Source organism: Planktothrix sp. PLAVEN19ND, from assembly GCF_057220675.1.
In genome coordinates, this window is the sequence record NZ_CM170132.1 from 692,758 (window position 1) to 711,854 (window position 19,097).

A 19,097-nucleotide genomic window follows, 5' to 3' on the forward strand; every position below is an offset into this window, starting at 1 on the left:
ACTAAACCCAGATAGATAAAGGCTTAATTAGATAGATACCCTTCCGGGTCATCGGGAGGAAAAGCAGTTTCTAAAACCCCATCTAAGCCAATCATTACTAACCATAGCCGATTCTCCACATTAGCTACCAACGTCGGATAAATCGTTTCTCCATAAACATAAAGATAGACATTGGCGTCTGGACTGTTGACCACAAAAGTGATGATCATATTATATTGTTCAAGGGTAGCATCATCGGGCAAATGACCTAAGCGAACCCTTTTGACCAAATGAGAATCTGCTTTTCCCTGTTTCCAAATGATTAGCTTTCTAACTTTTCCAATTGCTTGAAAAACAGCTATTAACAAAACAAAAAATACTCTCCAAAGAGTATGTAGGATAGATTAATTATTTTAAAGGCGGCACCCAGATTTGAACTGGTAAGAATACCTCAAATACCGATTATACCGTTCCATAGTCTATCCAAAATTAATCACTTATTTTGGAATGGATAGAAAATGGATAGATTGGATAAAGCCCCTATAGATGGTTTTGGAACCTATGGGGATGTCTTAAAGCATTGGTTAGCTATTGAGCCATTAATACCTAAAGGTGTTGCCCAACGGGTTGAAACCAGACTCAATTTCAAATTTATTGAGCCATGGCAGGGGGGTAAACGAACAAGCCTAGCGTCAGGATGTGAATGGAGTATCTCAGGGATTAATGAGTTCCTGGATAAGTGCCTGAAGTTAAGACAGAAACTCAATGAGTGTAAACGAGATGGGATTAATGCCTCTGACTGGGAAACATGGTTCAACCAAAATATTATTCCCATCAAGGGAGCAGGAGCGGATGACCGCCTGACTTACCGTCAAATTTTCGAGATTATCGAGAATGAGTATTACTCAGGACGGCATAAGTTTACGGGTGAGAAGCGGTCAAGAGATAGTGTTAGTTGCCAAGGGAGTTTTAAAACTGCATATACCGACTACTTTCTAAAATGCTCTAACTGGGATGAGTTCCCAACATGGGATAACGTCAAGCTATTCTGGGAATCGTTCCCAGAAGATACACGACAATATGAAGCGTTAGGCAAAATTAAAAAGATAATTAGTTATTGTCCTGAATCGACTAAACGAGATATCTTACCTAAGTTGAACAGGATTAAAGTCGAAAAAAAACGAGGTGAGAATACTAAAGCCATTGATTGGGAGCAATTCTTCGAATGGTTACAATCTCAAGAGAAGTTAGTCCAAGAAATGCCAGAAAAGCAAGCAATGGCAAGGGAGGGATGGTTATGGGTATTTAAAATGTGTGTAGTTTACGGATTGCGTCCTGCTGAAGTCATGAGTGCAATCAATCTTTGTAAACCTATCAGCGATAAGGAAGTCAAAACCCTCTGGGGCGAAAAGGGTAAACAGTACGGGGACTCTAAGGGTGTTAACCCTGCTTTCAATGATAAAAAAAATAATCCTAAAATGTTATTAATTTTAGGTAATGGGTTCACCGTAACCGATACGGCACGGAACAAACACTTTATTACCAACAAAACAGGCGGTCGGTTTTGTTATCCGATGGTAAGAAACAAGGAAATATTGGATTATCTAAATATTCAAGCATTGCCTCAAAAAATGCCAGAATACACACCAGATATGGATAGTAAACCTGAAACTATGGCTAAAGGGTTTCAAAGAGCGTTAAGGCGTTCACTTGCTGAATGGAATTGTCCAACGACTCAGGGTTATTCATTCCGACACCTAGGGAAAATGATGGGTTTATTGTCAGGACTACCATTGGGTGTGTTGGCTCAAAACATGGGTCATTCAGTATCAGCAAGTGAACAGTTCTATAACCGCAAGACGATTGCTTTAGCCAATGAGTTGGCATCTTCAGCATCCAGTTATCCCCTGCCTTTAAACATTGCCATAGGTGAGCTAAAAACTCAAGGGATCGATACCAAAGACAAGGATATACAACGGCTACTCAGAATCATCTACCAGTTAGACGATTAGAACCCAACTAATCTAAATATTTATCAGGCAACCTCTAACCAGGGTTGCTTTTTTATTGGGCCTCTAACCAGGGTTGCTTTTTTATTGGGCCTCTAACCAGGGTTGCTTTTTTATTGGGCCTCTAACCAGGGTTGCTTTTTTATTGGGCCAGTGTCGGTAGGGATCGGGAGTGATGAGCGTGTATCTTCCCAAGGTATGTATAAAGGGAAGATAGAAAATATTTTTACAGAACCGTAAAAAAGTAGACACTTAAAACCCCCCTGGATTACCTACTACCGATTTCCATTAAGTTGCAACCGGGTATCTGTTCAGGAGGGTAAAAAGTAGACACTTAAAACCCCACTTAGACAAACACTAGCCTTGATAGGGTTTTATATCATGCTCATAGACGCTGTTCATCAACCCAGGGATTGAGGCGTTATCCCACATGACCTTATAGATACCCCCCATACCGTCCCGTCGTGGCTCCTCTACTTCAACAACGCTTCCATAAAGTTTATGCCCGTCAACGGTTTTCTGACACGCCTCTATCACCCTGTCACCAACCTTGAACCCTTCTGGTTTAGGCATCGGTACGGGATCTGATTTTATATTTTCAAAGTTTTGTGTTTTTAGCTGTGTAGGCCGTGTAAACTGTGTATCTCCCTCTGTGTCGGGGTTTGAGCTTACACAGTCATCTACACAGCTAGGGGGGGTTGTGTAAGGGGATTGTGTATCTCCCTCTGTATCAGGAACCGTTACTACAGGACGCTTGTAACCCCGTTTACGATTGCCGTTATCATCCTTTAAGTTTTCAGTCTTGACCCATTTTAGTTTGGTCATGACATCGGATATCTCGCTTTGGGCGCGCTTAACCTGACTCAGATTATCCTTGCTAATTCCCATCAGGTTTAATAGTTCATCCGTGGTAACAGTTGCTTTACCCTCTAGGAAGTTCTCAATGTCATCTAACCAGGGGGAAGTCGCCGAAAATGCTTCATTGTTAGCGGTAGATTGTTTCTGTTCAGCGCTGTTCAGATACCACGTTTCGCCACTCTTGTAGGCTTGTACCGCCGCTCCCCATATCGCGTCGCGTTCTTGCTTCAAAAGGTCAATAGGGATCTTTTTAGCCACGGGTATTAACCAGAAGCGGCGGTCGCCTGTGGGGTCACGGAGGACGTCTAATTTGTTAGTTGTCCCTACAATAGTTCCCATTCTAGGCATTGACTTTGTTCTTGCCCCATAAGGGAGTCTGATTTTATCTGTTGAAGATGACAAAAACCCTTTAACCTTGCTGATATCTGACTTACTAAAAATATTCTCTAACTCCGCCCATTCAGTAATCAAAGATTGGTGCATTTTGAGAACTTGGTCTTTATCACTTACACTCCCCATATCATCACAAAACCATTCATCCCCTGCTAATACACGGAAAAATGTAGACTTACCTGTTCCCTGTTCCCCCTGCAAGATTAACGCTGTATCCACCTTACACCCAGGATTCATAACCCTTGCTACTGTGGATATTAACCACTTTCTAACAAATACTTGATAAAGTGGGTTATTAGTTCCAAAAAATCGTTTAGCTATCCCATCTAAAATAGATGTGTCGGAGTGACTTTCGTTGCATTGATTAAAGTATTCTTTGATAGGGTTGTAACTGTTATCTTCTGCAATCTGAATAACAATAGATTTTAAATCTTCTTTGTTACACTTTAAATCCAGTTTAAACATAAGAGCTAACTTTAGTTTAAACTCATCAAATCCTACGGGTTTACCATCAAATTCAATCTCTTTGGTCAATTCGTTGAACCGGATTCTATCCCCGACAATCATTTTGGCTTTTGTAAATTTCGCCTCAATTTCAGGAATATTAGTCGGTAAATCATCTGCATTAATCCCCCTATCCTTAAACTCTTGATCAACCTTAGCTAACCATTCTGTGAAGGGTTGAACCCGTGCCAATACTTCGTTACGGAATTGAGGAAACCCGTTATTAAGGATGTAATCATCTACACCTTTATCTTTTTCACTTGTCATAGTCCAACTAGCTACACGAACATGAACATTGAACAAGCCTAGTTGATGGCCAAGTTTTTTTAGGGCATCCGTAACATTTCTATTTGTAGCGGTGTCACCGTCAAACATCATCAAGAACCCAAAACCCGCTTTAGCGAATTTTTCTAGGGCGTGAACTAAATATCGTTTTCCTTGCGGGTCTTTTTTACCCGAAGTTAATCCCATTTCAACCCCTAACACGGACACACAGGGGATGCCGTTATCCATCACTACCATCGCCTTAAATGCACCCTCTGTTATGGCAATACAGGGTACGCCGTCTATGATATACGCCCGTTCCTTTAACTTCTCAAGGTTAGTCCAGTAATCAGAATGATCAGGATGGGTTAAGAGCATTGCATCGTACCCTTCATCCTCCCTAGGGGTTAAGTATTTTAAAACCTTTTCAGTCCCGTCATCTTTAACCGTAACCTTTGGGATATCCGGTCTAAACTGCCATTGAGCATTACTGCTGCGAATCATAACCCCGTTAGATGGGGCTGTATATCCCAGGTATTCCGTAGCGGTCTTTGCAGTCATTGACTCGCAGTTATCTATAACCCAATCAAACGGCAACCCCCGTTTTGTAACCAAGTAGTCCCAATGCTCAACGGTTAACCGAGTATTTTTGTAAAGTTTTCCTAAAGGTTGTGCTTTTTGGTGGATTGCACTATAATTAGGTGTATCGGTAGCGGTAACAGTCATTTTATTTGATTTCATATTGTTTTAAAATTTAGATTCTGTTGACAGTAAGGGTGTGGAACAAGCGCCCTTATTTTTTTTATCAATTGCTTAATAGGATAACGAATTATTGGGACAGTATCAAGGTAGGTTCTTTAACCTTACCTTCTATTCTTCCCGTTATACATACAATGGGAAGAAATTAGTTAAAGTGCCAGGCTTGTACTCCTTTCTCGACTAATTCTACCTGTTCTGCAACTACCTGAAACATACTGTGCTATTTTGCGGAAACCCTATAAAGGTTTCCGATAGGTATTTCGCTGTATATGCAAAGATAAACAGTGTTACAGTTACGTTTTTAGAGCGTTTTTAGAGGATGGGTAAAGGTTAAGGTTTACCCATCCTCTAATTATCCCATCACTCCAATTCTAAAAAACGTTTTATTTCACTTAGTACCTTTTTACCCTTTTTGTAGTTTCTGCCTTTATACCCCATTAACTCCTCTACTATTTTTGTATCTGAGTAACCATCCTCAAGCGCATCAACTACCATTTCAAGCATTTCCTCGGCTTCTACACTTAACCCAGTTTCCGGTTTACTTCCCCTTACGGGAAGGTCGGAAGTAGGTACTTCCGGTGTTTGGGAAGTATCGGAAGTTTCCTCGCTAAAAGCGGTAGTATCGGCTTCTAGTGTCACTTCCGAGTCACTTACGCTTTGGGAAGTCAGGGAAGTAGTCCGGTCGGTGAGTAAATATTGTGCGATCGCGGTATTCGTACCCTGTGCTAGAAATAAATCACTAGCTAAACTGTGTTTAAATTCGGCTTGCTCGCGCTTTTTAATCGCGTCAATTTTAGGCTTAATTTCTCCTAACTTTGTTGTTAAGTAGAGCGACGTGCCACTCGCTAAAATTGCGTAGGTTATAGAGGTAAATCTAAAAAACTTATGCCAATTGTTAGCGCTTACGTCACGAGTTAAAAACGGGGTAGCAATCCAGAATGGGAGTGAAGTAGTTAGCAGGAAAATGTTAATTAGGTGGTGAGTTTTCCAGTTCTGTTTTATTGCTTCTGCGTTACTAGACGGATTGATCACCGAGTAACCCATTGAATGACACCCCCTAATAATAAAGCGGTAGCCAAACCGATAATAAACACTAAACCCAAGACCCATTCTTTATCATCTGTTTTGCGGTAATAGACAACTGTTCCTGCGATTCCTAAACCGATAGAACACAGTAAGGAAACAATAAAAAAGAGTTCTCTCAATTGAGTGATTAATAATGCCAGTAAACTAACCAAACTTGCACCACTAGCTACCAATAGAAAGAACCCGACAACGCGATAAAATTGGATCATTTTGGTTAAGGTTCCAATAGCCACATATCTTTAGGGTTGACCCATTCAATACCTTGACCGCTACAGTTTAGGAATTGAACTTGATAGCTCCACTTGCCGTGGCTGTGTTCCATACCAGTTACCCGCGCTGGGAACCAACGCTTTTCGCTAGGGTTATCCCAACTGACTGAGGAAAAAACTTCTACCAGTTGACCGATACGATATTCAGGCAATGGGATATCTGTTGATACAAAAAACTCAATTTTGCGTCTTTCAATTTGTACTACTGTCATGTTACAATCTCTCTAGTTGTTGATACATTAATTGACCTGTGGGTCTTACCCGTCCTGAACCAAAAGGACGGGTTTATGTTTTTGAGTTTTACTCTGTAAAATCTACTCAGTAGAGTAGTTACAATTGAGCCATCAAATTGTTAATAGCTTGATCAGCTAATTGTTCAGACTTTTCTAAACCTTTACCCATGGCTGCATAACGGGGACGCATCCCGTGTAATGCTTTGGCGGTTGTTCCCTTGTAGCCTTGAGTTTTAACCTCAAATTCAGCTTCGTTTCTGATCATCCGTTGCCCGTGACGGTTGATTTTTGCCTCGGCTTTTAAGATGACTTCGTGTTTATCGGCTGCTTTTTTAGTAGCAGTAGCATTTTGCTTTTTAACCCGTGCTAACTCGCTTAATCCGTCCGCCTCCTCTGGGGTAAATTCCCGCACACGGTCACAAACTGGCATTGTCCGGTAGGTATCAAAAATTGTTTCCGGTGGGTTGTCAGGGGTGATGGCGTTATCAGCACTGCGTTTGAAAACGTTATCCTTGCTAATCCCTTTATGGGAACCGTCAACGGGCGCAATTGTTGATGATTTAAAATCATCTCCTCTCAAGAATCCGAGCATAGTTAATCTCCTATGGAATGAGTGTTACACTGATAACTGTTTTGATAAAAAGGGTTAGAATAATTCGTTTGATTCTGTGAACCGTTCTTTAACTTGTTCGACAAATTCATCCCAGTTATCCCAGTCCTCTATAACTGAGCTATAAACCTCTATAGGAGAAGATTGGGTATAAAGAGTTATCCTGTAATACTCGGGATTAATGAAATACCCGCTTATGTCCCGAGTTGCTATTACAAACTCTTTTTTGTTGTTGGTAGAAAACAATCGTAAACAAGTCATAATGAGTGTTACAGTGATATTGTGACATGAACATTGGTTGCTAAATAAAACCCAGTTAGAAAGCACATCAGGTACAGCAAACCTGGGAATAAGTAATCAATTATCCCCCTGGGTTTCATAGTGCCAACGCCTCCGATAAAATTTCCTGACCCGCCTCTAGCCAACCGAGATAAACGGCGGCGGTATCTTCGTCCAGAGGTTCGTTTTGAAGCTGTTCAAAGTCCTCTAATCGGATGCAGTCCCCGATGTAGGGTTTTATTCGTTTAAGTAGCTGTTGCCGTAAGGGTTCTGATTCTGGTTGGTAACAGTCTTTAAGCAATTGGTCGGGGTGTTCTTTAACCCATTGATTGAGTTTTTTGTCCCACCGATGCCAACCTTCCATATCCCCATCTGGCTTAATTGGGGGGATGGGGTCAGACTTTTTTACAGAATCATCCGTCGCGGTGTTAACGATGGTTTCAATTCGGAATGAATGCCAACGGGTATCAATTCCCTTGGCGTTGCAGTTCCCCCAAACATCAAAGTAGAGGATTTCGTAAACTTGGCGACCCGTGGTAAAGGTTTCACCTGGCATCATCCAGGGTTGCCATGCTTCAAACCGTGGGTCGGTTTCTTTAAGGGTTGGCAGTCGGGACGGATCAACAATTTCAGAACACAGCACCCACTCCCCATCAATCAGGGTATGGGTAGGGTTGTCAAAGGGTAAATCTTCAACACTAGGCTGATTAACTGTTACAGCGATATCGGCACTGGGTTCAAACCCCTCTGTTTCATCCTCTGGGTATGACCACTGAGGGATACCCATTGCTTCACAGTGAGTATCTACCGCTACCTTCATCTCCTCAAATTCGGCGATCGCAATCTCCCATGTTGCCTTTTTGGATAGGCTACCGTACTGCCGTACTTCATCAGGGGTTAATCCCAGTGCGGTCGCTTTTGCTTTGAGTTCTGTCAGTGTCATAATTAAAATGCTCCTAATAGCTAGGGGTGAGTACCCGTAGTGTCAGACTTTGGACGGTTAGCACTACGGGTTATTTATTGACCTGTTGATACAGTAGCAGATAGTATGGTACATTAGCAAGTAGGAAAAAGTAAATAAAGGTAAAGTAAGGTATGCTAAGTTCTGTAGAGGTTTCTGTGAAAGACTTGGGTAAACGCAAGCTAGATTTAATCAGTACCTACGTTGAGCCGGAAGTCAAAAAAGAGTTGGAGCGTTGGGCTAACGAAGAAGAACGCTCTGTTAGTTGGATTATGGCTAAGTTAGCTGAAAAAGCATTGAGACAGAAAGAAAACGGGTTGAACCCATTAAAGGATAACTAACCCACCATCACCCCCAAACACTAAAACCCCTGACTAACTATCAGGGGTTATTTTTTTTGATTATTTTTACTGTGTAGGCTGTGTAAATGTTGTAATGCTTACAGGGTAATGGTTAGAAGCTATTTAGGATAAAAGTGTTTAATGGGGTTGTGTAGGGTTGTGTAGGGGGGTTGTGTAAACCTCTAACCCTTATATATCAATACTTCCCATTTTCTTACACGGCCTACACAGCTATTTTAGTTAAATTTATTTTTTTACCAGCTTTACCAGCTATACCAGCTTTTGCTTATTTATTGCATGAAAAAAGTTATAGGTTATTGAGTTTGGCTAACGCTTCCTTGATTTCCTTTTTGATAGCACCCCCTGTGTTAGCAGGTAGGGTTAGGGCGTGGGTTAATGTGTCAATGGCGGCGTCTAATTCAGTTTGGCGGTCATAGCTACCCTTATCCAATTTGTGGGCATATTCTAAAACTTTAGGTGCGATCGCTTCTGGTAGTCGGTAGACTTTGATGGGTTTATTTACCCAGGGGGACTTATCTAGTCCAGAGGTGTTAGGAATACGGTTAGGCATAATGATTGCGTCCTCTGTTACGGTACTACTAACAGTGTAACACTGATTCATTTAGCCTACAATGTCTTGAAGGATTAAATATACTCGATACATTAATTATGCGCCTTGAATAAAGCATATCACTGTAACACCCTTTATATATAGGTTTTAAAACTTGCACTAAAAAGTCAACACTAAGTAGGGTATAAGGGGAAAATATAGTTAATTTCACCAAAACTACTTAGGGGTATAGGTTTGGGGGTCTGATAGATGATTTCTATTTATAGCCGCAATGGATAGCGGCTATAGAAAATAATCACCTATGCCCTATTCCTTTAAGGTCATTAATATCAGTCGTTACAGGTTTAATCGAAAAATTGAGCCATCACCAATCACTCACCCCTTCCCTTTTCCCATCACTCACCGATCACCACAGCCATGGGTTAAAACTTTCTACCGTTCCTATCCTAAAACTTTCTGGTTATCTTCCCAAGCTGCATACAATGGGAAGATTTACAAATTTCTCCAATGGCTGTGACAAAATTTTTAACTTAGCTGAGGATTGGGAGAATATACCCTCTCCCCCTAACCCATGACAAATATTGATTGGAGGTTTCAGGTAGCAGTCAAGGTGTCTTCAACGTAGTGTGCCTTGACGGGTAACTGAAACCGACTTAGAATCAATAGTCTGGGTTAGGGGGAGTAACCTTGTAGAGATAGTTTATAGGGATTATTCCTTATATATAATTTTCTGTTTATCCCATTTGACACTTTTAAATTTATGTGTTAATGGGTTTTTTAGTTTTGAGGGTATAAGTAAAAATTAATTATTTAAGGTTTTAGATTAAATGTTTGTATGAGTAAGCAAAAAGTAATCTATCCAAAATCCTATCGAATATCATGGGAATGGATAGATTCTGGATAAAATCAGTTTTTTCGGTAGTCTCTCAGGTAAGGCGGTAGACTGCAAAATCTCCACCACCATGAGAATCTGGACGCGAATTATTTTAAAGGCGGCACCCAGATTTGAACTGGGGGTGGAGATTTTGCAGACCTCTGCCTTACCACTTGGCTATGCCGCCATGACCATGCAGCTATTTAATATAGCACAGGTGTTTCTGAAATAGCAAGTTTTTTTCGCCATTGAGCTACAACTCCTTGCAGGTCAGGAAATACCCAAGGATCGTACTGGGGATAAACGGGCAACCGGCGCACCAATTCCCAGCCCTTGGGGGCTAGAATCGTCTGTAAGGTTTGATCGTGATCCTGGGGATAATCGGGGTTCACTTCGTCACGGGGGCTAATTCCACCGAGATCCCGCGCCCCGGCTTCCAAACAGGCTAATAAGATATCAGGATTAGTCACTAAATTGGGGGGTATTTGTAAGGTAATATCAGGAGGTAGAATAGAACGGGCGATCGCTACAACTTCGGGTAATTGTTCTAAATTAAAACTGTTTCTGGGATCGCTTTGTTGACTCCCTAAACTATGGGGTTGTAAAATCACTTCTTGAATATGCCCCCATCGTTTATGAATCTTTGCAATTGCCTTTAAAGTATCTCGCCAGTCTGCGGAGCTTTCTCCAATTCCCAATAATAAACCCGTGGTAAATGGTATTTTTAATTCTCCTGCCCATTCTAACTGTTCTAACCGCAGTCCTGGGATTTTACTAGGGGAGTAACGATGAACGGTTTCTAATAATTTTGGATTGATTTGTTCTAACATTAACCCCATGGAAACATTCACCTGTTTTAATTGTTTCATTTCGGCAAAAGTTAACGGCCCCACATTGGTATGGGGTAAAAATTCCAGGGATATCGCTAATTCGCATAATTCATAAATCCGTTTAAACCAGGCTAAACGTTGATAACTATGGGGGTGGACTTCTCCACTTAAAATTAAAATTTCAATAATTCCTTGATCTCCTAGGGTTTTTAAGATTTCTTCGGCTGCTGTTAAGGTTAACCAAGGACTTGTACCGATATCGGTTCTAAAGTTACAATAACTACAGCGATTAAAACAATCATAGGTCGGAACTAAGGTATAAGCCCGACTATAAGTAATTTGTTGATTGATCATAAATTTAATAGCATCAGAATGATCAGTTTGAATTATAATAGAATCCGTAGAGGTAAGTTTGCTCATCCCAAAAAATCATTGATCAAAAGTTGCCCCTATGCTCAATTTCATCCACTGTTAAGCCGTTTGTGGTGTGTGACGCTACGCTTATACAGGATAAAAAACAGTCCAACCCCTATTATTTAACTCCATGTCTGAACAGAATCCAATCTTCAGCTATCCTCAAACTCGTAAATCTGATCAAGTTGACAATTATCATGGCGTGACCGTTGCCGATCCCTATCGATGGCTAGAGGATTTAGACTCAGAAGAAACCGCTTTATGGGTTGAAGCTCAAAACACAGTAACCTTCGGTTATTTGAATCAAATTCCTGCTAAAGAAACGATTAAAAAGCGCCTGACTCAACTTTGGGATTATGAAAAATATGGGATTCCTTTTAAGCAAGGAAATCGCTATTTTTATTTTAAAAATGATGGACTGCAAAATCAAAGTGTTTTGTATGTTTTAGAGTCTTTAGAGGCCGAACCTCAAGTTTTATTAGATCCTAATAGTTTATCTGAAGATGGAACTATTGCTTTATCAGGAATGTCAATTAGTGAAGATGGAAATTTAATGGCCTATGGCTTATCAACTTCCGGTTCTGATTGGCAAGAATGGAAAGTCAGAGATATTAATACTAAAGAAGATTTATCGGATCATTTAAAATGGGTTAAATTTTCTGGAGCATCTTGGACACACGATCATCAAGGATTCTATTATAGTCGTTATGATCAACCCCAGGAGGGAAAACCTTTAGAAGAAATCAATTATTTTCAAAAACTCTATTACCATCGTTTAGGAACAGACCAATCTGAAGATACCTTAATCTATGAACGTCCTGATCAAAAGGAATGGGGATTTAATGGATTTGTTACCGAAGATGGCAAGTATTTAATTATTTCTGTTTGGCGGGGAACTGAATCAAAAAACTTGGTTTTTTATCAAGATTTAACTCAACCGAATGCTAAGGTTATCGAACTAATTTCTGAGTTTAAAGCCAGTTATAGTTTTATTGATTATCAAGGGAATATCTTTTGGTTTACGACGGATTTGGATGCTTCTCGAAGTCGAGTAATTGCCATTGATATTAATACCAAAAATCTCACCGAAATTATTCCTGAAGCTACCGAAACCCTTGAGGGAGTGAATATTTTAAATAATCAATTCGTTGCCGATTATTTAAAAGATGCCCATACTCAAATGAAAATATTTAATTTAGATGGGTCATTTATTCGGGAAATTGAATTACCCGGCATTGGTTCGGCGGGAGGTTTTGGCGGGAAACGATATGATACGGAAACCTTCTACAGTTATACCAGTTTTACGGCTCCGAATACCATTTATCGATACAATCTTTTAACGGGAGAAAGTACAATTTATCGTCAGGCAAATGTTGACTTTAATCCCGATGATTACGAAACCCAACAGGTGTTTTATCCCAGTAGAGACGGAACCTTAATTCCGATGTTCATTACGGCAAAAAAAGGCGTAGAACTGAATGGGAATAACCCAACTATTTTATATGGATATGGGGGATTTAATATTTCTCTCACCCCGTCGTTTTCTATTAGTCGTTTAGTCTGGTTAGAAATGGGTGGGGTATATGCGATCGCAAATTTACGAGGTGGGGGAGAATATGGAGAAAATTGGCATCAAGCGGGAACAAAACTCAAGAAACAAAATGTCTTTGATGATTTTATTAGTGCCGCCGAATGGTTAATAGAAAAACGCTATACTTCTACTCAAAAATTAGCAATTATGGGAGGAAGTAACGGTGGGTTATTAGTGGGAGCTTGTATGATTCAACGCCCGGATTTATTCGCGGCGGTGTTACCTGCGGTGGGGGTTTTAGATATGCTCCGGTTCCATAAATTTACCATAGGTTGGGCGTGGTGTTCCGATTATGGTTCCCCGGAAAATCCCGAAGAATTTCAAGCCTTATACGCCTATTCTCCCCTACATAATTTGAAGCCAGGAATTGCTTATCCGGCAACTTTAATTACTACAGGAGATCATGATGATCGAGTGGTGCCCGCCCATAGTTTTAAGTTTGCTTCGGCTTTACAGGAACACCATATTGGGGAAAATCCAGTATTAATCCGAATTGAAACAAAAGCCGGACATGGCGCCGGAAAACCCACGGATAAAGTAATTGAAGAAATTGCCGATCAATTTGCTTTTTTAAAGCGAGTTCTCCAGATTGATTCATAAAAACGTTGTTACCGTTGTTGCGCTTTAGCGCTCTTTCTAGGGGCACTGAAGTTCAACAATGGGCGCTGAAGGGCAACAACGGGCCTAATTTTTACAACGGAACATGGGTGGCAATTTTTTCGTTATTGGCCCCATAAACTTCTAGGGAAATTTTGGCGTTTTGACTAATCGTTTCTAAAGCAACTTTCAGGGTTTGAACGTGCTTTTCAGCTTCGGAACGTTTCTTAGAATCCCCTGCTTGATCTGCATTTTTCGCCGTGGATTGAATTTGATTTACATATTCGGAGGTTAACCGAACCGTAATCAAATTTTCAGTCACACTGTAGTTACAAACCTTGGGATTTCCACTGCACAGTTTCCCTAAATCTTGACGGGCTTTTTCCAAACGAGATGCAATCTGATTTTGAATATCTGCCCGTTTCCAAGACTCATTAAATGTCGTTAAAAGGGGCTTAATTTTTGCGGAATAGGAACTACTAACCGGAACTTGTTTTCCGTAACTAACCGCTCGACTCCAGTAGGTAACAGCTTCAGACCAAGCCCCACGTTGTTCTAAAAGTTTGGCTTGTTCAGAATTACTAATCGCTTGATTATAAGCATCTAAACCCACTTGTTCAATGGTTTTGCGATCGCGAGCGGCTTCTAATTTCGGTTGATAACGGGCTAATAAAACCTGGGCCGATTGATGGGCTGTTGTCCCATAGGGAATAGTCGATAAAGTATTGGCTGCGGTTTGCCAAGTTTCAAACACCTGTTGCCAACTTTCGGCATATTTAGCTACTCCTTGACGAGCTTCTGCCACTTGGGCGGTTTTCTTGGCTGTGGCTAAAATTTGTTCCCCGTCCCTTTCCAATTTTAAGCGATTTCTCACATCCCCTAAATTAGCTCGATATTGTTGCCATCGGGCTTGAGCAAAGGGATAAACAATACTACTATTAGGAACTTGATCTAAAAAGGCGATCGCTTCTTCCCACATGGATTGCATTTTCGTCCAATCTGCTACGGAATGGGGGGGATTTTGACCCATTTCTGAAGCTTTTGCTGCCACATTTAAGGATTTAACTACCGAATTTAATTCGTTATATTCTTGACGATAAACCGATAAAAGAGCTTTAGCTTCAGGATAACGGGGCGACCAAAAAGGAATGGTTTCTAAGAGTTTAATTCCCGATTGTAAATCTTCCGATGCCAAAATAGGAGCCTTAGAAGAACTCACGGTTTCAATCGTTTGTTTAGATTTTTGACTAAAATCTCTGGCGGTATCCATTTCCTGACATTCTCCCATCACGCAGGGGCGAGTTACCGTATAAATACATCCAAATACCACGACTAAAACCGCAGCAATTTTAGCCAGTAAAACTAGATTTAATCTTTTACTAATTACTGCTTCTTGGGGAGACGGTTGATCAGGATCAGTTTCTTCCTCAACCGATGTACTAATATCCTCTAAAGCCTCTATATCTTGAACATCAAAAGGATTGTAGTCCGGCGTTTCTTCTTTCTCCAAAAAAGGATTTTTAGCTTCTACCTCGGAGGAATTTTCAATATCTTGTTTTTGTTTGGGTTCTAAAATTGCTGTTTTCATAATTTTGTCTGTAATCAGTGATACATTTTACCGGGGATTTTTAGAGGTTGAACTGCGGTGGATAAATTTTATCCGGGTTTTCTGGAAACACAATTAAAGATTAACCTTCCCAGACTTCCCCGTAGGATTCTCCATAACAGAGTTGTTCAACGGAAAATCTTCCCCCATATTTTTTAAAAGGTTCTGTCGCATATCCTAAAGCCAGAAGACAACAAACATCAACTGATTCTGGAATATTAAATTGGGCTTTGACCTGAGCTCCCATAAATCCCTCCATTGGACAACTATCCACCCCATAGGTCTGGGCCACAATCATAATATGGGCAACGGCTAACATGGCTTGGCGGTTTGTCCAAGTTTCTAGGGATTCAAAGGAAGGATGTTTTTCAAAGGTCTGGGGAATGGCTGTGCGGATATAATTGGCATAGGTATCATTGATCGAACCTTGTTCTCGACCCAGTTGAATCACCGACTCAATGTATTCGGGTTCGACCACACGGCGATCGCTACAACAAATTAACACCACCGGGGCTTCCATGACCTGACGCTGATTAAAAGCACAGGTTTTGAGTTTCTCCTTACCTTCGGGACTTTGTAAGATAATAAACCGCCAGGGCTGTAGATTAAACCCCGAGGGCGATCGCATCCCTAAACGCAGAATTTCCGAGAAAATCACTTTCGGGATCGGCGTGGGTTGAAAGGCTCTGACCGCCCGACGTTGCTCAATCGCATATCTTAAATTAATTGAAGGTTCCATTCTATTGTTTGATTAAAGTTTGTTTTTCTATTGTTATTGATAATTAGCACAATCTTGCTAACTGTTTTAACTCAAACCCAATTCCCGCTTGAGCAAGTTAATCGATTCCGCACCAATATAATTCGGACAGCAGACCAATTGAGGTTGACGAATCAATTCCTCTCGATTGGTATGAACTAAATTCTTGACCACCGGATAACTGGCTTGATCACAAATAATAATCCGTGCCGTGCGAATAATAGAATTAATCTTATAGGGATCGGTTAATTGGGCTGTCAGTACCAAAATATCATCCCCTCGCAGGCTGTGAATAATCACTTCCGTCGCCCTTAATAGCCCCGAACTCAGACTCACAATTCCTAAATAAGTCCCCTTGGGAGCATCCCGCACCAACTCAATTTCCTTAGCATAGTTATGAATATCAATCGGAATCACCCGCACGGACTTAGGGGCGGCAATAGCTTCAGCTTGTCCAATAAAATAACGACTGGTCACCACCGTTCCCGAGGGGACTTTTTCTAAGAGATCAGTTAACTGTTCTATTGGGACTAACTGTACTGGAATTTTTAGGGCTTCTTCTAATTCCTGAGCCATTAATTCTCCAATCCCAATATCTTGAGCCGGAGCCGTGACTAAGACCCTCGCACTACACCGTAATCGCCAATCAATTTCACCGAGAAACATTTCCCGGGCTTGATTGAGGGTACATCCTTGAGATAATAATTCATCTAAACTTCGTTGAATAATTTTATTAGCTTGGGGATAATCTTCTAAAATCGGCGAGTTTAACCGAGATCCCCCTTCATGGCCTAAGGCCCGCACATAAATCCCCGATCCCGCCTGAGCTTCTACTAAGCCATTATCTTCCAATTGTCGATAGACTTTACTAATCGTGTTCCGGTGTAATCCCGTTTCCATCGCCAGTTGACGAGTGCTCGGTAAACGATGTCCGGGGGGAAATTGTCGAGAGGCGATCGCAAATCGAATTTGATTAAATAATTGGTTAGAAGCGGGAATCTCGCTATCAGGTTGAATATAAAACCGAACCATGATTAAATCTCCAAGGGAATCAAAGCAAAATGGGTTAAGTGTGTATTTCCCAGACATTACTGTTTGAGAAAAATCTCTATTTTTCTCCTGAAAATTTTCACACGTTTTGATTGCAACTATTTTATTTCCGATTGGCTTTTTAGTTGTTTTTGATGAACAGTTTCTTAATTTATACTTGTTTTTTATAAGAAAGTTTTCATCTAATTTTATCCCTTACCAACTGAAATAATTTGACCCGTCTGTATATTACCCGATTTGGGGATAGGTCGGTATAGTATGGGGAGTTATTTATAACGTATTAAACAATCATGATCAATCAACCCATACACACGGCCAATGTTCAGATTCCCCATGGGGAATTACAAATTGAAGCCTATCTCGCTTACCCCCAGGGAGAAGGGACATTTCCCGCCGTGATCGTGATTCAAGAAATTTTTGGGGTCAATTCCCATATTCGGGATGTGACCGAACGCATTGCCAAAGAAGGATATATCGCGATCGCACCCGCCATTTATCAACGCTTTGCCCCCGGTTTTGATGTCGGTTATACTCCAGAGGCGATGAAATTAGGGCGACAATATAAGGATCAAACCACCGCCACCGACCTGTTAAGCGATATTCAAGCCACCCTCAACTACTTAAAAACCCTCCCTAACCTCAAACCCAAATTCGGTACTATCGGGTTTTGTTTTGGCGGTCATGTGGTTTATTTAGCCGCCACCCTTCCCGATATCCAAGCCACAGCCTGTTTCTATGGGGCTGGAATTGCCACCATGACCCCCGGGGGTGGAGCACCAACCATCACCCGCACAAAAGACATTCAAGGGGTTCTCTATGGCTTTTTTGGCACAGAAGATCCCCTAATTCCTAACGAACAAGTCGATCAAATTGAAACCGAACTCCAAACCCATCAAATTCCCCATCACATATTCCGCTACAAAACCGATCACGGCTTCTTCTGCGACCAACGCAGCACCTACAATTCCGCCGCCGCCCAAGACGCCTGGACACAGGTTAAACAACTATTTCAGCAGCTATAGGGAATTACGAATTACGAATTACGAATGGGTAATAGGTAATGGGTAATGGTTAATGGTTAATGGTTAATAAAAGGAGTTTACTTCCCCTGCTCCCCCTGCCTCCCCTGCCTCCCCTGCCTCCCCTGCTCCCCCTACCTCCCCTGCTCCCCCTGCTCCCCCTGCCTCCCCTGCTCCCCCTACCTCCCCTGCCTCCCCTGCCTCCCCTGCCTCCCCTGCTCCCCCCACTCCCCATCTGCCCCGACCTCCTCTAACTGTGTTATGCTCAGAAGATTGGAGTGTTGTTGAAGACGAGAGCAGCGTTATAAGCAGGTTCCTAACACCTTTATTTTTGTTTTTCTTTACTTTTTGCTATGGCTACTAAAAACCCGTCCTTTTCTCTTGATGATTTTGCCAAAGCCCTAGATCAACAGAATTATGATTTACACAAAGGGCAAATCGTCAAGGGTCAGGTAGAATCCTATACCAGTGATGGTGCTTACATTGATATTAAAGGAGCTAAATCTCCTGGTTTTATTCCTAAAAAAGAGATTTCAGTTGTAGAAGTTGAGGATATTTCCGAAATTCTCCCCTTAAAAGAGGAACGAGATTTTTTAATTATTAGAGAACAAAATGCCGATGGTCAAATTTTACTTTCCATCCGACAATTGGAAATGAAACAAATTTGGGATCAACTCCTCGATGCTCAAAATGGAGGCCAATCTTTACAAGCTAGAGTGACCGGAGTAAATCGCGGAGGTGTGACCGTTGAAGTTCATTCTTTACGAGGATTTATTCCTCGATCGCATCTTTTAGAAAAAGACGACCTAGACTCCTTAGTTGATCAATCCTTAAGTGTTAGTATTTTAGAATTAGATCCCGAACGGAATAAAATTGTTTTATCCCAAAGATTAGCCTCTCAATCCATCGGTTTTAGTCAATTAGAAGTCGGTCAACTGGTGGAAGGAAAAGTTATGGGTGTCAAACCCTTTGGCGTGTTTGTGGATATTGAAGGAGTAACCGGATTAATTCACATTAAAGAAGTTAGTCAAAAATATGTTGACTCTTTACCCACCCTTTTTCCCGTTGGTCAAATTATTAAAGCCATGGTGATTAGTTTAGATGAAGGTCGTCATCGGATTTCCCTATCCACTCGAATTTTAGAAAATTATCCGGGTGAAGTGGTCGAGAAGTTATCAGAAGTGATGGAATCTGCTGAAGCTCGCTCAGAAAGAGCTAAAAAGTTAATTATTCTGTAATTTTA

17 protein-coding genes and 1 tRNA gene are annotated in these 19,097 nt (G+C 41.2%); 5 read left to right on the forward strand and 13 right to left on the reverse strand.

What is annotated here, in order from left to right; translation table 11 throughout:
• Window positions 1-23 precede the first annotated feature (23 nt).
• Window positions 24-347: a hypothetical protein gene (locus tag AC2D3N_RS03140; RefSeq protein ID WP_484692749.1), complete on the reverse strand. Its 324-nt coding sequence runs from the start codon at window positions 345-347 to the stop codon at window positions 24-26.
• A 150-nt stretch (window positions 348-497) separates the two neighbouring features.
• On the opposite strand from AC2D3N_RS03140, the gene AC2D3N_RS03145 reads away from it, so the two are divergent.
• Window positions 498-1,991 carry a hypothetical protein gene (locus AC2D3N_RS03145; protein WP_484692750.1) on the forward strand — a complete coding sequence of 498 codons (1,494 nt, stop codon included), beginning with the start codon at window positions 498-500 and terminating at the stop codon, window positions 1,989-1,991.
• A gap of 354 nt (window positions 1,992-2,345) precedes the next feature.
• Here AC2D3N_RS03145 and AC2D3N_RS03150 read toward each other — a convergent pair whose 3' ends face one another.
• The 6 genes from AC2D3N_RS03150 to AC2D3N_RS03175 all read right to left on the reverse strand — a co-directional run bounded on the left by AC2D3N_RS03150 (window position 2,346) and on the right by AC2D3N_RS03175 (window position 8,186).
• Complete coding sequence (locus AC2D3N_RS03150; RefSeq protein ID WP_484692751.1) at window positions 2,346-4,748, reverse strand: VapE domain-containing protein; 2,403 nt, start codon at window positions 4,746-4,748, stop codon at window positions 2,346-2,348.
• A gap of 378 nt (window positions 4,749-5,126) precedes the next feature.
• Complete coding sequence (locus AC2D3N_RS03155) at window positions 5,127-5,798, reverse strand: hypothetical protein (protein WP_484691982.1); 672 nt, start codon at window positions 5,796-5,798, stop codon at window positions 5,127-5,129.
• Complete coding sequence (locus AC2D3N_RS03160; protein WP_484692752.1) at window positions 5,795-6,061, reverse strand: hypothetical protein; 267 nt, start codon at window positions 6,059-6,061, stop codon at window positions 5,795-5,797. The genes AC2D3N_RS03155 and AC2D3N_RS03160 overlap by 4 nt, the downstream gene beginning before the upstream one ends.
• Window positions 6,062-6,066: 5 nt before the next feature.
• Window positions 6,067-6,333, reverse strand: a complete 267-nt coding sequence (locus AC2D3N_RS03165) for a hypothetical protein (protein WP_484692753.1) — start codon at window positions 6,331-6,333, stop codon at window positions 6,067-6,069.
• Between the two features lie 118 nt (window positions 6,334-6,451).
• Window positions 6,452-6,946: a hypothetical protein gene (locus tag AC2D3N_RS03170; RefSeq protein WP_484691985.1), complete on the reverse strand. Its 495-nt coding sequence runs from the start codon at window positions 6,944-6,946 to the stop codon at window positions 6,452-6,454.
• A 394-nt stretch (window positions 6,947-7,340) separates the two neighbouring features.
• Window positions 7,341-8,186, reverse strand: coding sequence for a hypothetical protein (locus AC2D3N_RS03175; protein ID WP_484692754.1), 846 nt, complete (start codon window positions 8,184-8,186; stop codon window positions 7,341-7,343).
• Window positions 8,187-8,338: 152 nt separating this feature from the next.
• On the opposite strand from AC2D3N_RS03175, the gene AC2D3N_RS03180 reads away from it, so the two are divergent.
• On the forward strand, window positions 8,339-8,545 hold the full coding sequence (locus tag AC2D3N_RS03180) for a ribbon-helix-helix domain-containing protein (protein WP_484692755.1): 207 nt from the start codon (window positions 8,339-8,341) through the stop codon (window positions 8,543-8,545).
• A 307-nt stretch (window positions 8,546-8,852) separates the two neighbouring features.
• Here the strand turns inward: AC2D3N_RS03180 and AC2D3N_RS03185 are convergent, their stop codons facing one another.
• The 3 genes from AC2D3N_RS03185 to cofG form a co-directional block, all read right to left on the reverse strand.
• Window positions 8,853-9,116 carry a hypothetical protein gene (locus AC2D3N_RS03185; protein WP_484692348.1) on the reverse strand — a complete coding sequence of 88 codons (264 nt, stop codon included), beginning with the start codon at window positions 9,114-9,116 and terminating at the stop codon, window positions 8,853-8,855.
• A 990-nt stretch (window positions 9,117-10,106) separates the two neighbouring features.
• Window positions 10,107-10,177 (reverse strand) — tRNA-Cys (locus AC2D3N_RS03190).
• A gap of 16 nt (window positions 10,178-10,193) precedes the next feature.
• Window positions 10,194-11,174, reverse strand: coding sequence for a 7,8-didemethyl-8-hydroxy-5-deazariboflavin synthase subunit CofG (gene cofG / locus AC2D3N_RS03195; RefSeq protein ID WP_484692756.1), 981 nt, complete (start codon window positions 11,172-11,174; stop codon window positions 10,194-10,196).
• 190 nt (window positions 11,175-11,364) lie between these two features.
• Between cofG and AC2D3N_RS03200 the strand changes: the two genes are divergently transcribed.
• Window positions 11,365-13,425 (forward strand): prolyl oligopeptidase family serine peptidase, encoded by a 2,061-nt coding sequence (locus tag AC2D3N_RS03200; protein WP_484692757.1) that lies wholly within the window; start codon window positions 11,365-11,367, stop codon window positions 13,423-13,425.
• A gap of 91 nt (window positions 13,426-13,516) precedes the next feature.
• On the opposite strand, the gene AC2D3N_RS03205 is transcribed toward AC2D3N_RS03200, so the two are convergent.
• The 3 genes from AC2D3N_RS03205 to AC2D3N_RS03215 all read right to left on the reverse strand — a co-directional run bounded on the left by AC2D3N_RS03205 (window position 13,517) and on the right by AC2D3N_RS03215 (window position 16,817).
• Window positions 13,517-15,010 (reverse strand): hypothetical protein, encoded by a 1,494-nt coding sequence (locus tag AC2D3N_RS03205; protein WP_484692758.1) that lies wholly within the window; start codon window positions 15,008-15,010, stop codon window positions 13,517-13,519.
• A 100-nt stretch (window positions 15,011-15,110) separates the two neighbouring features.
• Complete coding sequence (locus tag AC2D3N_RS03210; protein ID WP_484692759.1) at window positions 15,111-15,767, reverse strand: nitroreductase family protein; 657 nt, start codon at window positions 15,765-15,767, stop codon at window positions 15,111-15,113.
• Between the two features lie 66 nt (window positions 15,768-15,833).
• On the reverse strand, window positions 15,834-16,817 hold the full coding sequence (locus AC2D3N_RS03215) for a GntR family transcriptional regulator (protein WP_079677275.1): 984 nt from the start codon (window positions 16,815-16,817) through the stop codon (window positions 15,834-15,836).
• A 308-nt stretch (window positions 16,818-17,125) separates the two neighbouring features.
• On the opposite strand from AC2D3N_RS03215, the gene AC2D3N_RS03220 reads away from it, so the two are divergent.
• Window positions 17,126-17,857, forward strand: a complete 732-nt coding sequence (locus AC2D3N_RS03220; RefSeq protein ID WP_079677274.1) for a dienelactone hydrolase family protein — start codon at window positions 17,126-17,128, stop codon at window positions 17,855-17,857.
• A 350-nt stretch (window positions 17,858-18,207) separates the two neighbouring features.
• Complete coding sequence (locus AC2D3N_RS03225; RefSeq protein WP_484692760.1) at window positions 18,208-19,092, forward strand: S1 RNA-binding domain-containing protein; 885 nt, start codon at window positions 18,208-18,210, stop codon at window positions 19,090-19,092.
• The last annotated feature ends 5 nt before the right edge of the window (window positions 19,093-19,097 follow it).

Coding starts and splice junctions, on each gene's coding strand:
- AC2D3N_RS03175 (WP_484692754.1), bottom strand. CDS start 8,186: ATGACACTGACAGAACTCAAAGCAAAAGCGACCGCACTGGGATTAACC.
- AC2D3N_RS03185 (WP_484692348.1), bottom strand. CDS start 9,116: ATGCCTAACCGTATTCCTAACACCTCTGGACTAGATAAGTCCCCCTGG.
- AC2D3N_RS03225 (WP_484692760.1), top strand. CDS start 18,208: ATGGCTACTAAAAACCCGTCCTTTTCTCTTGATGATTTTGCCAAAGCC.
- AC2D3N_RS03150 (WP_484692751.1), bottom strand. CDS start 4,748: ATGAAATCAAATAAAATGACTGTTACCGCTACCGATACACCTAATTAT.
- AC2D3N_RS03180 (WP_484692755.1), top strand. CDS start 8,339: ATGCTAAGTTCTGTAGAGGTTTCTGTGAAAGACTTGGGTAAACGCAAG.
- AC2D3N_RS03205 (WP_484692758.1), bottom strand. CDS start 15,010: ATGAAAACAGCAATTTTAGAACCCAAACAAAAACAAGATATTGAAAAT.
- AC2D3N_RS03165 (WP_484692753.1), bottom strand. CDS start 6,333: ATGACAGTAGTACAAATTGAAAGACGCAAAATTGAGTTTTTTGTATCA.
- AC2D3N_RS03160 (WP_484692752.1), bottom strand. CDS start 6,061: ATGATCCAATTTTATCGCGTTGTCGGGTTCTTTCTATTGGTAGCTAGT.
- AC2D3N_RS03210 (WP_484692759.1), bottom strand. CDS start 15,767: ATGGAACCTTCAATTAATTTAAGATATGCGATTGAGCAACGTCGGGCG.
- AC2D3N_RS03200 (WP_484692757.1), top strand. CDS start 11,365: ATGTCTGAACAGAATCCAATCTTCAGCTATCCTCAAACTCGTAAATCT.
- AC2D3N_RS03170 (WP_484691985.1), bottom strand. CDS start 6,946: ATGCTCGGATTCTTGAGAGGAGATGATTTTAAATCATCAACAATTGCG.
- AC2D3N_RS03215 (WP_079677275.1), bottom strand. CDS start 16,817: ATGGTTCGGTTTTATATTCAACCTGATAGCGAGATTCCCGCTTCTAAC.
- AC2D3N_RS03145 (WP_484692750.1), top strand. CDS start 498: ATGGATAGATTGGATAAAGCCCCTATAGATGGTTTTGGAACCTATGGG.
- cofG (WP_484692756.1), bottom strand. CDS start 11,174: ATGATCAATCAACAAATTACTTATAGTCGGGCTTATACCTTAGTTCCG.
- AC2D3N_RS03220 (WP_079677274.1), top strand. CDS start 17,126: ATGATCAATCAACCCATACACACGGCCAATGTTCAGATTCCCCATGGG.